The organism is Desulfosporosinus fructosivorans (assembly GCF_004766045.1).
Taxonomy (GTDB): Bacteria; Bacillota; Desulfitobacteriia; order Desulfitobacteriales; family Desulfitobacteriaceae; genus Desulfosporosinus; species Desulfosporosinus fructosivorans.
Genome location: NZ_SPQQ01000002.1, coordinates 122348 through 136722, shown reverse-complemented (window position 1 = coordinate 136722; position 14375 = coordinate 122348). Strand labels below are relative to the sequence as shown.

Below are 14375 nucleotides of genomic sequence, written 5' to 3'. Positions count from 1 at the left end.
ATGGATATTGAAGAATTGGTGCAATTAGTTACGGCTGAGGTATTGCGCCAATTAGGACAGGTGCCCTTGGCTACTCACGACAATGCTATCCCACGTCCACAGCAGGCTTTGGCTATTTTTACCGGGGGAACGATTGGACTTGAGCAAAGTTTAGTAGAACTTCAGAAAATACAGGCTCTAAATATTGCGCTAACGGTCGTTCTTTCAGCGGCTGCTGAAGAAATTGTGGGGATTAAGCGAATTAAAGATTGTTTGGGTAGTGACACAAGCGTGATAACTACCCAGTCTTCCTATCCAGGTAAGTTATTGCGGGAGGCCGATATCGTCCTCGTCCCTGTGCTTACCCAAAATACGGCTGCCAAGTTGGCTTATACAATGTCTGATACCCTAGCTTCAACTCTCATAATGCAAGCCTTAATGCTGGGCAAGCCCGTATTAGCGGCTATAAATGCAGCAGATCCTCAGGATAGCTGGCGGGTAAAGGGGAACATGGGGAAATGTCCCCCAGGACTCTTGCAAGCTTTGCGAGAGAATTTACGAAAAGTAGAAGGGTATGGAATACGGCTAGTGCAAGTAGATGACTTATCTGCGGGAAGCCAAAAAATAATGGATCGTAGGGTTAAAACGTCCTTAAGTGTTCCACAGACAAAAAAGAGTGTGATGGACGCTGCAACCATTAAAGATGCTGCAGGTAATGGCCTTAAGAATATTACTGTTTCCCAAGGAACGATTATCACTCCTTTAGCTCGGGATGTAGCTCGAGATTATGGTATTGAGATTGTGAAGGATCATAGTTAATAGGCAGCAACAGGAATGGGAGGGGAGTTTATGTGGGTGGGAATGGTAATAGGAACGTTAGTGGCTACACCTAAGGATGAAAGCCTTATCGGCTTCAAGTTACTGTTTGTACAACCTAAGAAATTCTATCAAAAACAAATTAGAACTCCTGTTGTGGCTGTGGATACCATCGGTGCCGGTACAGGCGAGACTGTCCTTGTTGTAGAGGGCAGCTCAGCACGGCATTTGATCGGCAAACCTCAAGGGGCGGTAGATGCTGCTATTATCGGGATTATTAATAATATCGAGTTAAATAAATATTTACTCGAGGAGTAATATATCATGAAAGTTTATACGAAAACCGGAGATGAAGGACAAACAAGCTTGTTGAGCAAACAACGGGTTTTTAAGGATGATGTGCGGGTAGAAGCCTATGGCACAGTAGACGAGGCAAATTCAGCTATGGGCTTAGCAAAGTCCCTTATCAAACCATCATGGGCTATTGATATCATTCATCAAATTCAGGTAGAATTAATTTCCTTAAATGCAGATCTGGCGACAGATACCATGACTGCAGTTGACTATCGAATAACCTCGGAGCATGTTGAGGGGCTAGAATCACTGATTGATTCCATAGAACAAAGACGCATTCCACAAAGAGGTTTTGTTACGCCCGGGGCTACCTCAGCCAGTGCAGCTCTAGACCTGGCACGAACTATTGTGCGCCGAGCAGAACGCTGTGTTGTTCGACTTAAAAGAACAGGGGAAGTGACTGTACCTGTTTCACTCTATTTAAATCGCCTTTCGGACTTGCTCTATGTTCTGGCTCGATGTGTTGAGCAAGAAGAAATAGTCGGCACTGTTACTAGTAAGGTACTATCTGTGTTAAAGGGCGAAAAAGCAAATAGTGTAAAGGAGGATCAATGTAGTATGTTAGCTAAAGCAAAAAAAATGATAGCAGCAGCAGAACAAAAAGCCCTTGAAATTGGGGTGCCTATGGTTATTGCAGTCGTTGATATTGGGGGGAATCTGGTTGCTCAACACCGCATGGATGGAGCACTACTGGCCAGCATTTCAATATCTCTTGATAAAGCATACACTGCAGTTGCGTTGAAAATGCCTACCGATCAAGCGGCCGCCTTAGTAACGCCAGGGCATCCCCTATTTGGTCTCAATACTGCGAATGGGGGGAGATTAATCGTTTTTGGCGGTGGATTTCCTATTATTGAGGCCGGAAATATGATCGGCGGATTGGGCGTAAGCGGTGGCAGCGTAGATGAGGATATGATGGTTGCTAAGGCCGGTATGGCTACTTGATGAGCAGTAGCCACTACTGGAAGGAGGAGAATATATGAGTGTAGATCAAGCCCTGATTGTAAAAATAACATCAGAAGTTTTAGCCAAGATACAGAATCAAAAAGTCCAACATTGTCAGGATAGTGGCATTTTTACTACGGTTGATGAAGCCGTGGCAGCAGCTCGGATGGCCTATAAAGAGTTAAGAACTCTGTCACTTGAGAAACGGGAAGAACTAATCAAGGCAATGCGGAATGTGTCTTTTGAAAACGCCACTATGCTGGCTCAAATGGCAGTAAAAGAGGCAGGAATGGGTCGGGTAGAAGATAAAATCACAAAAAATCAGCTTGTAGCCCTTAAAACACCTGGAACAGAAGACTTGCGCACGGAGGCCTGGAGTGGTGACTGTGGGCTGACTATAGTTGAAATGGGGCCTTATGGCGTCATTGGCGCTATTACACCGACTACCAATCCTTCAGAAACGGTTATTTGCAATGGAATTGGCATGATTGCTGCTGGTAATGCCGTATTTTTTTGTCCCCATCCCACAGCAAAAAATACATCCAAGAAGACAATAGCCCTTTTAAATGAAGCGATTGTCAAGGCTGGTGGTCCCATGAATCTATTGACATCTGTAGCTGATCCATCTATTACTGCAGCGAATGCTATGATGAGACATCCGGGAATCAATATGCTGGTAGCAACAGGTGGTCCTGGGGTTGTTAAAATTGTATTATCTTCTGGTAAGAAAGCCATTGGTGCAGGTGCTGGGAATCCCCCAGTTATTGTAGATGAGACGGCTGATATTGAAAAAGCAGCTCGGGATATTATTGCAGGATGCTCTTTTGATAATAATTTACCTTGTATTGCAGAAAAAGAAGTCATCGTCATAGGGTGTATTGCTGATAAGCTGATCACTTATATGCAAAAATACGGAGCATATTTGATTTCAGGCTCAAGGATTGATCAGTTGTTGGAAGTTGTCATGACAGCAACAGAAGAGATGATGGCAGAAGGGTGTACGGAAAAACCGAAAAAAATATATGGTATCAATAAAGAGTTTGTTGGTAAAGACGCAAAGTATATATTAAGTAAGATCGGCATTGATGTGCCTGATACTATACGGGTTGTTTTGTGCGAAACCCCAGCGGATCACCCCTTTGTTATCGAAGAATTAATGATGCCAATACTACCAGTTGTACAAGTGAAAGATATTGACGCAGCGATTGAACTGGCTGTGAAAGTAGAGCATGGTAATCGGCACACGGCTATGATGCATTCTAAAAACGTTGATAATCTGACTCGGTTTGCCAAGGCTATTGAAACAACAATTTTTGTAAAAAATGCTCCTTCTTATGCTGGAATCGGGGTTGGTGGGGAAGGCTTTATTACCTTCACAATTGCCGGACCGACAGGAGAAGGTTTGACTTCAGCACGTAGTTTTACCCGGCAAAGGCGATGTGTTCTGGTTGATGCGTTTTCCATCATTTAGATTGAGATATCGAATAGGTAGGGAGTCGATAGAAAATGCGTGACGAGATTGTTGCAGCAGTTAAGGCGGCCGGCGTGGTGGGAGCTGGAGGAGCTGGCTTTCCCACGCATGTCAAGATAAATGCCAGTGTTGACATAGTGATTGCCAATGGTGCAGAATGTGAGCCATTACTGAGGGCGGATCAGCATATTATGGCTGAGCAAAGTACGAAACTAATCTTAGGATTGAAGACTGTCATGTTGGCCACTGGAGCGCGTCAAGGATGTGTTGGACTGAAGCGTAAATATGAGGAAGCAGTCAGCAATCTTCAAAGAGAAATAATAGAAATGAGCGAAAATACAATCCAGTTATTCTTCCTCCCGGACATTTATCCGGCCGGAGATGAACAGGTGCTTGTATATGAAGTGACAGGTAGAATCGTACCAGAAGGTGGTATTCCACTCCAGGTGGGCGTGGTCGTTGCCAATGTTGAAACATTAGTGAATGTCGCCCATGCTCTCGAAGGTAAGGCTTTGACTGACAAATACGTTACGATTGGCGGTGCCGTAAGAAAACCGGTAACCCTTAAAGTGCCTATTGGCATGAAGGTGCAGGAATTGATTGATTTGGCAGGTGGATCCACTGTGGAGCCTTATGTCGTAATTGACGGTGGGCCCATGATGGGAAAGGTGATTGATCCAAATTCGCCGGTTACCAAGACGACAGGTGGTATCCTTGTATTGCCAGTAGATCATTCCTTGGTGACGGCCAAAAATACTCCTTGGCAGATGATTGTTAATAGGGCAAAAGCCGTTTGTTGCAATTGTCTGGCTTGTACAGAAGCTTGTCCCCGTCATATGCTAGGGCATAGTCTAGAGCCACATCGTGTTATGCAGGCTATCGGCAGAGGGCAGATTGGTGAGTCTGAGATTTATACACGAGCATTTCTCTGTTCTGAATGTGGCGCTTGTGATACTTATGGTTGTACGATGGGGTTATCCCCTCGCAGAGTCAATGCAGAAATCAAAAAGCAGTTGACTAAGCAAGGGATAAAAAATCCCCATCACTCTAAATCACAGCAGGTACGAACAAATCGCGAATATCATCTGATTCCCACCAAACGACTGATTGCTCGTTTGGGGATTTCCACCTACGATGTCAAAGCTCCGCTTAGTGTACAAGAGATGATTGTGAGTGAAGTAAAGTTACCCCTTTCTCAACATCTGGGAATACCTGCCAAACCTATCGTTAAGACAGGAGATAACGTTGTAAGAGGGGATCTGATCGCTGTTATTCCTGAAGGTGCAAGTTTAGGGGCAAATTTGCATGCCAGTATTTCGGGACAGATAGTCATGGTTGATAATAATTGTATCGGCATTAGTAGGGTCTAAAGCAACAGGGGGTGATGAAAACTATGAAGCGAGCTATAGGCTTACTTGAACTAAAAAACATGACCAAAGGGATTTTGGCGGCAGATGCAATGCTAAAGGCTGCCAATGTTGAAATGATTATCGCTCAGCCCATGTGCCCTGGCAAGTATGTCGTAATGGTAGCGGGGGATGTGGGAGCCGTGCAAAGTGCGGTAAAAAGTGGGCAAACAGCTGCTGGAACAGACAATGTAGTGGATGAATTCATGCTCCCTAATTTACATGCTAGCGTTTTTCCTGCTTTAACAGGTTGCACCGCAGTACATGAGATAAAGTCCTTAGGGGTTATTGAAAGTTATTCAGTAGCTTCAGCCATTGTGGCTGCCGATACAGCTGTAAAAGCTTCAAATGTAGAATTAATTGAAGTTCGTCTAGCGAGAGGAATGGGCGGTAAAGCCATGGTGACTTTAACGGGTGATGTAGGGGCGGTAACTGCCGCTGTCCGGGCAGGCAGTGAGGCCATTAAGGCTAGTGGATTTTTAGTGGATCAACTAGTACTGCCAGCACCTCACAGTGCTTTGCATAAATCTTTATTTTAATGGGAATAAGGCGACCAAACCAAACACCGAGAGATAGAAAAGGAGTACTCCCAATGTTTAGTATTCGCCAGGCAAACCATTGGGCAAAAGGTGGTTCCCTGGGGCCCTATAGTACTATGATTCTTGATCTACGGAATGAAAAAATTATTTAGTCAACACAATAATTCATTGCAGGATATTAATTTATATTATCGAAATATTCTATTTATAAGTGAATCTTAAATCGCATATTTATGAAAATTAGAATTGAAGTTTAGTTTTAATCACAAAATAATTTTATTCTAAAATGAAAGGGGGGAGTGAGTAATGCAGGAAGGATCTAAGAATGAACCTACAATCGCAGTCTTTAGCTACCACGCTTTAACGTCGTTGATCAATCAACTTCAATATAGAGCGCCTCATCCGGTCCGAATTTTGGTCATTGATTGTATGCTAAAAGATGTACTAGAGAAGGCTGATAATATGGAAAAAAACGGGGAAGCAGATGTTTTCCTTTCTGCGGGTGGAACTGCTAAGCTTCTCTCTGGCAAGCTAGCAAACCCATTAGTCGAGATTAGAGTCACGGGCTTCGACATTCTAGCTGCCTTGAAGGAAGCCAAACAATATTCAGATACCGTTGGTCTAATAACGTATGAAAGTAAAATTGCCAATCTAGAGAACCTATCTGGTTTGCTAAACATAACGATTAAACAATTTACTTATCAACATATTAGTGATATTGAAGAGACTCTAAACCATCTGCAAGAAGAAGGTGTGAATGTAGTCATAGGGGGAAGTTTTCTTCAAGAGGTGATCAGCAACAGAGGGATGAGAGGAATCTTTATTTATTCGGCGGACGGCGTGACTCAGGCCTTGGATACAGCGGTCCAAATAGCATTTTCAAAAAAAAATGAGGCTAGAAAAGCGGAGGAACTAAGGGCAATTTTAGCCTTTTCGTATGAGGGTATAATAGCTGTTGACAGAAACGGACTAATCACGGTATTTAACTCAAGTGCCGAAAAAATTATTGGTATCTCTCAACACGAAGTCTTAGGCAAATCTATTGATACTATTTTCCCCACTGCCAAGCTTACAAAGGTTATGCAAAGTCGCAGACCAGAGCTCAACCAGATTGAGTCGATCGGAAATAGTCAAATTGTCATCAGCCGCATCCCAATTTTGGTCAACGCAGTAATAATGGGTGCTGTAGCAACGTTCCAAAATATTGGGATCATACAAGAGGCGGAGGAAAAGATTCGCAAAAGTCTATATCAAAAAGGTTTTGTGGCCAAAACATTTATAAAGGATATTTTAGGAACCAGTGAACAGATTCAAAAGGCTAAACGTGAGGCGTTTCTCTATGCTAAAAACCCCTCTTCGGTTCTAATTACAGGTGAGTCAGGAACCGGGAAGGAACTTTTTGCCCAAAGTATTCATAATGCCGGTATCCGCTTTCGTCATCCTTTTGTCACCATAAACTGCGCAGCAATTCCTGACAACTTGTTGGAGAGTGAACTTTTTGGGTATGAAGAAGGAGCCTTCACAGGAGCAAAAAAGGGCGGGAAACCTGGATTGTTTGAACTGGCCCACGAGGGAACGGTTTTCTTAGACGAGATTGGTGAACTGTCCATGTCTCTACAATCGCGTCTGTTGCGAGTCTTAGAAGAACATGAGGTCCTGCGTATAGGGGGGGACAAAATTCGTTCAGTAAACATTCAGGTGATATCAGCCACCAACAAAGATCTTTGGGAAATGACTGAGAATGGTTATTTTCGAAAGGATTTGTATTATAGGCTGAACGTTTTAGAACTTCGACTTCCACCTCTTCGAGTTCGCAAAACCGATATACCTTTACTGGTTAAAAAATTTCTCTTAGAAATGTGTCAAGATCTAGCGGTAAAAGAAATCGAGGGGATTTCCCAACACACCGTATTTAGAGATTATAACTGGCCTGGTAATGTCCGGGAACTTAGAAATATAATCGAACGATTCGCGGCGCTTTATAAAGAAGATGAGTATGAAGATTTACTCCTATCTTTATTTGAAAGGCTTACTCCTTCTGAACTTTGTTCTGGTGAACAAGAGGAACTTAACCGTGTTTTAAATAGCGTGCAAGGAAATAAAGCCCAGGCCGCACAAAAACTAGGAATTAGTCGAACGACACTCTGGAGAAAATTGAAAGGATACAGTTCTATCTAATGTTCAAGGGGGGAAAGTTGAAATAATTGAAACATGAAACGATTGAAACAGTTTGCAACGGAGATGAAACATTATGTTCCATCAAGAGATAATAAGAGCTACATAAAAAGAGGCGGAATGATGATATTCCGCCTCTTTTTGCTTGAGTTCGAACTTGGCATATATATTGCATAATAACTATATACAGAGAATTCAGAATAGTTAGAGAAAAGGAGCGAATGAGTTGAAACTTTATGAGTACATGGCCAAAGGGATTCTTCTGAGCAATGGGATTCCTGTCCCAATGGGCGCTGTTTTTAAAGGGATTGACGGCGTGGCTGAATTTGTAGAAAAGGTTGGCCCAGTGGCGATCAAATCCCAAGTCCTCTCCGGAGGGCGCGGCAAGGCAGGCGGTATAAAGTTTGCCACGGATCCTCAAGACACCATTACTAAAGTGCGGGATTTACTAGCCACTGAGATCAAAGGATGCCAAGTGGAGACTGTCTTAATTGAAGAAAAGGTAAATATAGAACGGGAACTCTATCTCGCAATAACAGTTGATGGATCAAAGAGACAAATTGTTTTGTTGGCCTCGATTGCTGGCGGGATGGATATTGAACAAGTGCCTGAGGAACAGGTGATTAAACGTTTTATTGATATCACGATTGGTCTCCAGCCTTATGCCACCCGGGAAATTACACGTCAAATGGGCTTGAAGGGTCGAGAAGCTAAGCAAACTGCGGATATTATGCTGAAACTCTACCAGATTTTTCGCAAGTACGATGCTGAATTAGTAGAGATTAATCCCTTAGTCGTGACCCAAACGCACGTACTGGCTGCTGATGCCAAAATGACCTTAGATGATGAAGCCGCCTTTCGCTTCTTACCAGATGTTCCTTATGTCGAAGAAAAAACGGCAGTGGAAAAGAAAGCTGATGATTTAGGAATATCTTATGTTGAACTCGATGGAGAGGTCGGAGTCATGGCTAACGGTGCTGGGATTACGATGGCTACGCTTGACTTACTCCAACACTTTGGGTCGAGTGCCCGTAACTTTATGGATGCCGGAGGTGGGTCTAGTGAGAAAGCTACGGCAGCGGCCTTGGAAATCTTACTTTCCACGAATCCTAAGGCCCTTTTGATTAATATCTTCGGGGGAATAACTCGGTGTGATGATGTAGCTCGCGCTTTTGTGCAAGTGAAGAATGCACTCGATCTAAAATTACCCGTGGTTATCCGTTTAGTCGGCACAAACGAGGATTTAGGCACCGCGATTCTACGGGAACAAGGGATAGAATCATTCAAGAGTGTCGAAGAAGCAGTAACAAAAGTAATCTCTTTACTGAAGGGAGGAGGAGCTGATGTCCATAATTCTTAATGAAACCACCAGAATTATTGTGCAAGGAATTACTGGAACCCAGGGTCAATTTCATACCGGACAGATGATAGCCTATGGAAGCAAGATAGTGGGAGGGGTATCTCCAGGCAAGGGCGGACAGGAGGTTCACGGAGTCCCAGTTTATGATACCGTCGAAGAAGCAATGTTTAAGCAACAAGTGGATGCGTCTGTAATTTTTGTTCCTGCCAAGCTTGTCAAAGATTGTGCTCTAGAGGCTCTAGAAGCGGGGATTAAAATATTAGTGATTGTAACTGAACACGTACCCTTACATGACACCTTAGAAATTATGGCTTACGCAGAAAAGCAAAAAGCAGAAATTGTTGGCCCTAATACGTATGGTCTAATCTCACCGGGTCAATGCAAGATTGGAATTATGCCTAATAACATTTTTATGCCAGGTGAGGTTGGTGTCGTGGCCCGAAGTGGGACTCTAAGCTACGAAATTGTTTACCAATTGACAGGAGCAGGAGTCGGGCAATCTAGCGTAGTAGGGTTGGGCGGGGATCGAGTAGTGGGCATGTCCTTCATTCAAGTCTTAGAAAAGTTCGAGGCAGATCCTAATACTAAAGCTGTAGTGCTAGTCGGTGAAATCGGAGGAAATGCGGAAGAAAAAGCGGCCGAATACATCAAGGCCTATATGACAAAACCGGTAGTCGCCTTTTTAGCTGGCAGAAGTGCCCCTCCTGGTAAAAGAATGGGGCATGCTGGAGCAATCATTGAGCGAGGTAAAGGGACCTTTGAGAGTAAAGTTGAAGCACTAACTGCTGCTGGAGTACGTGTGGCTAGCCTTCCATGGGAGGTTGGACCCCTTGTCAAGCAAGCGTTAGCACAGGGGAGTGAGAAAATTTATGGATAAGGGTACAGAATTAGAAAAAATCATCCAAGCTAGAGCTCTTTGGGAGAGTAAGAAGAAGCCTTCTAAATCCGAAAAACAGGCGTCAGCCGTAGAGTCCGAGATCGACTTTCAGCCGCTTTATGCGCCAGATAGCCTTAATATCGACTACTTGACTGATTTGAGTTTCCCTGGAGAATTTCCGTATACTCGCGGTGTTCAACCAGATATGTACCGAGGTAGGTTCTGGACTATGCGTCAATATGCTGGCTTTGGAACGGCGCAGGAAACGAACAATCGATTTACTTATCTACTTAAACAAGGACAGACGGGGCTCAGCGTTGCCTTCGATTTGGTAACCCAAATTGGTTATAACTCTGACGATCCACTTGCACAAGGAGAAGTGGGAAAGGTCGGTGTTGCAATCGATTCCTTGGCAGACATGGAAGCGCTTTTTAAGGATATACCCTTAGATAAGGTTAGCACATCCATGACGATTAATGCCCCCGCTGCCATACTGTTGGCGATGTATATTATAGTTGCTGAAAAGCAGGGGATAGACACTTCCAAATTATCAGGAACCATTCAAAATGATATTTTAAAAGAATATATGGCTAGGGGAACCTATATTTTCCCTCCGGTACCTTCAATGCGTCTCATCACCGATACGTTTAAATATTGCGCCGAGCACCTTCCTAACTGGAACACTATTAGTATCAGTGGCTATCATATTCGCGAAGCCGGTTCTAATGCGGTTCAAGAGGTGGCCTTTACCCTGGCAGACGGAATAGCGTATGTCCAGGCCGCCCTCGACGTCGGGTTAGAAATTGATAGCTTTGCTCCCCGACTCTCCTTTTTCTTTAATGCCCACTCCAATTTCCTTGAGGAGATTGCCAAGTTTAGAGCTGCTCGCCGAGTGTGGGCCAAGATCATGAAAACTAGGTTTAAAGCCGAGAACCCTAAATCATTAATGCTACGTTTTCATACTCAGACGGCCGGTTGCACTTTAACGGCTCAACAACCCGAGGTGAATATTATGCGGGTGGCCTTTCAGGCCCTGAGTGCGGTACTCGGTGGCACCCAATCTCTGCATACAAACGCCTGGGATGAGGCACTAGCTTTGCCTAGCCAAGAATCGGCGCTGCTCGCGTTACGAACCCAACAAACGATTGCCTACGAAACTGGGGTTACGGATACGGTGGATCCCTTGGGCGGTTCTTATGCTGTAGAAAAGTTGACGGAGGACCTTGAAAAGGCCGTCTGGGTCTACCTAGATAAGATTGATGAACTAGGAGGCGCCGTCCGGGCAATCGAACTTGGTTTTCAACAAAGGGAAATCCAAGCCAGTGCCTATCGTTATCAAATGGAGATCGAAAATCAACAAAGAATTATTGTCGGAATTAACAAATTCCAGGCAAAGCAGGATCCACCGAAGGGATTACTCAGGCTAAATCCTGAAGTCGAGCAAGAACAAAAGCAAAAATTAGCGGCAGTTTACCGGAAAAGAAATCAAGCAGAGGTGGAGACTGGCTTAATTCGCTTGGAAAAAGCCGCTAAAAGCACGGAGAACTTAATGCCCTATTTACTGGATTGTGTCCGGGAGTACACCACATTGGGTGAAATCTGCGATGTCTTGAGGAAAGTATTTGGAGAATATAGGCAAGAGAACACCTTTTAGGCAGGAGGAGTCGTCATGGAAAAAGGACATCGTATTCGGGTATTGATCGGCAAGGTCGGTTTGGATGGTCACGATCGCGGAGCTAAAGTTATTGCTCAGGCGCTGCGAGATGCTGGTATGGAAGTTATTTATACAGGGTTACGACAAACACCGGAACAAATCGTTGAGGCAGCGATTCAAGAGGATGTTCAAATCATTGGAATCAGCATCTTGTCCGGGGCTCACAGTTACCTGATACCGAGAATTATCGAAAGTCTAGCTCGTGAGGGAGCTCAAGATATTTTGGTGATTGCTGGAGGGGTTATTCCCGAAGTTGACAAAACTTTATTAAAAGGAGCGGGTGTAGCAGAAATTTTCGGAACGGGAACCTCCACGGTGGATATTGTGAATTTTATCAAACAACTGCAACTTTAATTTGTGCATCAAATGCTATTTTAGAATTACTTTCGTCAGTTTCTTAAGGGAATTCTAGTAGAATGGTCAGACAAAGGATTAATTACTAAACCTTTTGGGCATTGGATTCCAAAAGAAGAGTGGTAATGAGAGATATACGTAATTTCTATTAAAGTAGATTGGCCTTCTTTTTGATACCACTTTTCTTCCATTTTAAGAAAATCGAGTAGTTGTTTAAGAAAGAAATGGGACAAGGGAACTCTACCTAGAACCATAATGAAGGAGGTTTACGATTATAATGTTCAATGTTTTGAAATTAGATCATATCGGGATTGCTGTAAAAGACATGGAAGCGGCCAAGAAGTTTTATACGGAAGTGTTGGGTATGAAGGCTCAAGGAGAAGAAGTAGTTGAACAGCAGAAAGTTAAAGTTTGCTTCATTCCTAGCGGTGATAGCGAAATAGAACTTCTTGAATCCACTTCGCCGGAGGGCCCAATTGCCAAGTTCATTGAAAAGAATGGTGAAGGGATACAACACATCGCTTTTAAGGTCGATAACATTGAAAACGCTTTAGTTGACCTCAAGGCCAAAGGTATCCGCTTAATTGACGAAGTTCCTCGTTATGGCGCTGGTGGTGCGAGTATTGCCTTTATCCACCCCAAAGCGACAGGCGGTATTTTGCTTGAACTATCACAGCGTAAATAAATGCATTGCACTTAGATTTCATCTATTATTCAAGTCGACAATAGTAAGGACATATTATATTGGAATTTAGTACACACATTGACTCGATCAGCTAGAGCTAAGCAAGAGGAGGCAGGAACCTTGGATATTTACGATAAACTTAGTGAGCTCACAGCCCTTCATGAAGTAGCAAAACTAGGGGGTGGTGTTGAGAGGATTAGCAAGCAACATGATAGTGGCAAAATGACTGCTCGAGAGCGTATTGAAGCACTCCTTGACGACGATAGTTTTGTGGAGACGGATACCTTTATTAGAGATGAGATGACCGATTCGAAACCTGACTCGGTCAATGGTGAAGGCGTCGTTACAGGCTATGGCACAATCCACGGTCGTCTGGTTTTTCTGTTTTCCCAAGACTTTACCGTTTTCGGAGGGGCATTAGGGGAACTTCATTCCCGAAAAATATGCAAAATCATGGACCTCGCTTTAAAAAAAGGAGCTCCAGTTATCGGGCTTAATGACTCGGGAGGTGCACGTATCCAAGAAGGTGTTGGCGCCTTATCCGCTTATGGAGATATTTTCTATCGCAATACCATAGCCTCTGGGGTTATCCCACAAATCTCAGTTATTATGGGACCCTGTGCTGGCGGTGCCGTCTATTCCCCAGCGCTGACCGATTTTATTTTCATGGTAGATCAGACCAGCAAAATGTTTATTACCGGTCCCCAAGTTATTAAGGCGATAACAGGGGAAGAAGTTAGTGCAGAGAAACTCGGTGGGGCTCTAGCCCACAATCAGACGAGCGGTGTTGCCCATTTCCTTGGCGAATCAGAAACAGAAACCTTGCAATCCGTTCGACATATATTAACCTTCTTACCACAAAACAACATGGAGGAATCTCCATTATTAGAGAACGAGCCACCTGAAGCTGAAGGGGACGATCTACTGAACGTAGTACCGATAGAACCCAGTAAGCAGTATGATGTCCGCGATGTCCTAAATCTGGTCGTGGATGGCGGTGACTTCTTTGAAGTTCACCAAAGCTTTGCTAAAAATATTGTAACCTGTTTTGCTCGTTTCGAAGGAATGTCCGTAGGGATTATTGCTAATCAGCCCGCCTACTTAGCTGGTTGCCTTGACATTGATGCTTCTGATAAACTATCCCGTTTTGTTCGTCTATGCGATAGCTTTAATATTCCCTTGGTAACGTTCGTAGATGTACCTGGCTTTTTGCCGGGAGTGGATCAAGAATACAATGGAATTATTCGTCATGGAGCTAAAATCCTTTACGCATATTCAGAGGCCACTGTCCCTAAAATTACGATTATTCTACGGAAGGCTTATGGTGGGGCTTATGTCGCGATGTGTAGTCGCTCTTTAGGCGCAGATGTAGCCGTAGCTTGGCCGACGGCAGAAATCGCGGTTATGGGACCAGACGGTGCCGCCAATATTATCTTCCGGGACGAGATTAAGAAGTCTGATGACCCGAAGACCACAATGAAACAAAAAACCGCCGAATATAGAGAAAAGTTCGCAAACCCTTATATTGCCAGTGCTAAGGGTATGATTGACAATGTGATTGACCCGCGGGATACCCGAAAAACGATCATTGAAAGTCTTAAAATGCTAAGCTCCAAGGGAGCAGCGCAATCACGGAAGAAGCATGGCAACATTCCTTTTTAAGTGCTGCAATACTGTAAGAGGAATTTTTTAACATTAAA

Annotated in this window: 13 protein-coding genes; all 13 read left to right on the top strand. The window is 43.8% G+C overall.

Features of this window, described 5'->3' with window-relative positions:
* The 13 genes from E4K67_RS04860 to E4K67_RS04800 all read left to right on the top strand — a co-directional run bounded on the left by E4K67_RS04860 (position 1) and on the right by E4K67_RS04800 (position 14337).
* Positions 1 to 798: a flavoprotein gene (locus E4K67_RS04860; protein ID WP_135545308.1), complete on the top strand. Its 798-nt coding sequence runs from the start codon at positions 1 to 3 to the stop codon at positions 796 to 798.
* Positions 799 to 828: 30 nt separating this feature from the next.
* The gene (locus tag E4K67_RS04855; RefSeq protein WP_135545307.1) at positions 829 to 1113 is read left to right on the top strand and encodes a EutN/CcmL family microcompartment protein; all 285 of its coding nucleotides are present in this window, start codon (positions 829 to 831) and stop codon (positions 1111 to 1113) included.
* A 6-nt stretch (positions 1114 to 1119) separates the two neighbouring features.
* A complete protein-coding gene (locus E4K67_RS04850) occupies positions 1120 to 2094 on the top strand; it encodes a cob(I)yrinic acid a,c-diamide adenosyltransferase (RefSeq protein WP_199242466.1) in 975 nt (324 codons plus the stop codon).
* 34 nt (positions 2095 to 2128) lie between these two features.
* Positions 2129 to 3565, top strand: coding sequence for an aldehyde dehydrogenase family protein (locus E4K67_RS04845; RefSeq protein ID WP_135545305.1), 1437 nt, complete (start codon positions 2129 to 2131; stop codon positions 3563 to 3565).
* Positions 3566 to 3600: 35 nt separating this feature from the next.
* Positions 3601 to 4935, top strand: a complete 1335-nt coding sequence (locus E4K67_RS04840) for a 4Fe-4S dicluster domain-containing protein (RefSeq protein WP_135545304.1) — start codon at positions 3601 to 3603, stop codon at positions 4933 to 4935.
* A 23-nt stretch (positions 4936 to 4958) separates the two neighbouring features.
* Entirely contained in the window at positions 4959 to 5510 is a 552-nt protein-coding gene (locus E4K67_RS04835; RefSeq protein WP_135545303.1) for a BMC domain-containing protein, read from the top strand.
* A gap of 306 nt (positions 5511 to 5816) precedes the next feature.
* Positions 5817 to 7688, top strand: a complete 1872-nt coding sequence (locus tag E4K67_RS04830) for a sigma 54-interacting transcriptional regulator (protein ID WP_135545302.1) — start codon at positions 5817 to 5819, stop codon at positions 7686 to 7688.
* A 223-nt stretch (positions 7689 to 7911) separates the two neighbouring features.
* Positions 7912 to 9045, top strand: coding sequence for an ADP-forming succinate--CoA ligase subunit beta (gene sucC, locus E4K67_RS04825; protein WP_135545301.1), 1134 nt, complete (start codon positions 7912 to 7914; stop codon positions 9043 to 9045).
* Positions 9029 to 9922 carry a succinate--CoA ligase subunit alpha gene (gene sucD / locus E4K67_RS04820; protein ID WP_135545300.1) on the top strand — a complete coding sequence of 298 codons (894 nt, stop codon included), beginning with the start codon at positions 9029 to 9031 and terminating at the stop codon, positions 9920 to 9922. The genes sucC and sucD overlap by 17 nt, the downstream gene beginning before the upstream one ends.
* Positions 9915 to 11576 (top strand): acyl-CoA mutase large subunit family protein, encoded by a 1662-nt coding sequence (locus tag E4K67_RS04815; RefSeq protein ID WP_135545299.1) that lies wholly within the window; start codon positions 9915 to 9917, stop codon positions 11574 to 11576. Before sucD ends, E4K67_RS04815 begins: the two co-directional genes overlap by 8 nt.
* A gap of 15 nt (positions 11577 to 11591) precedes the next feature.
* Positions 11592 to 11990 carry a cobalamin B12-binding domain-containing protein gene (locus E4K67_RS04810; protein WP_135545298.1) on the top strand — a complete coding sequence of 133 codons (399 nt, stop codon included), beginning with the start codon at positions 11592 to 11594 and terminating at the stop codon, positions 11988 to 11990.
* Between the two features lie 277 nt (positions 11991 to 12267).
* Positions 12268 to 12675, top strand: a complete 408-nt coding sequence (gene mce / locus E4K67_RS04805; protein ID WP_135545297.1) for a methylmalonyl-CoA epimerase — start codon at positions 12268 to 12270, stop codon at positions 12673 to 12675.
* A gap of 120 nt (positions 12676 to 12795) precedes the next feature.
* Complete coding sequence (locus tag E4K67_RS04800) at positions 12796 to 14337, top strand: acyl-CoA carboxylase subunit beta (protein ID WP_135545296.1); 1542 nt, start codon at positions 12796 to 12798, stop codon at positions 14335 to 14337.
* The last annotated feature ends 38 nt before the right edge of the window (positions 14338 to 14375 follow it).

What these genes read in the sequence shown, in the direction of transcription:
- E4K67_RS04860 (WP_135545308.1), top strand. Translation starts at nt 1, where the DNA reads ATGGATATTGAAGAATTGGTGCAATTAGTTACGGCTGAGGTATTGCGC.
- E4K67_RS04855 (WP_135545307.1), top strand. Translation starts at nt 829, where the DNA reads ATGTGGGTGGGAATGGTAATAGGAACGTTAGTGGCTACACCTAAGGAT.
- E4K67_RS04850 (WP_199242466.1), top strand. Translation starts at nt 1,120, where the DNA reads ATGAAAGTTTATACGAAAACCGGAGATGAAGGACAAACAAGCTTGTTG.
- E4K67_RS04845 (WP_135545305.1), top strand. Translation starts at nt 2,129, where the DNA reads ATGAGTGTAGATCAAGCCCTGATTGTAAAAATAACATCAGAAGTTTTA.
- E4K67_RS04840 (WP_135545304.1), top strand. Translation starts at nt 3,601, where the DNA reads ATGCGTGACGAGATTGTTGCAGCAGTTAAGGCGGCCGGCGTGGTGGGA.
- E4K67_RS04835 (WP_135545303.1), top strand. Translation starts at nt 4,959, where the DNA reads ATGAAGCGAGCTATAGGCTTACTTGAACTAAAAAACATGACCAAAGGG.
- E4K67_RS04830 (WP_135545302.1), top strand. Translation starts at nt 5,817, where the DNA reads ATGCAGGAAGGATCTAAGAATGAACCTACAATCGCAGTCTTTAGCTAC.
- sucD (WP_135545300.1), top strand. Translation starts at nt 9,029, where the DNA reads ATGTCCATAATTCTTAATGAAACCACCAGAATTATTGTGCAAGGAATT.
- E4K67_RS04815 (WP_135545299.1), top strand. Translation starts at nt 9,915, where the DNA reads ATGGATAAGGGTACAGAATTAGAAAAAATCATCCAAGCTAGAGCTCTT.
- E4K67_RS04810 (WP_135545298.1), top strand. Translation starts at nt 11,592, where the DNA reads ATGGAAAAAGGACATCGTATTCGGGTATTGATCGGCAAGGTCGGTTTG.
- mce (WP_135545297.1), top strand. Translation starts at nt 12,268, where the DNA reads ATGTTCAATGTTTTGAAATTAGATCATATCGGGATTGCTGTAAAAGAC.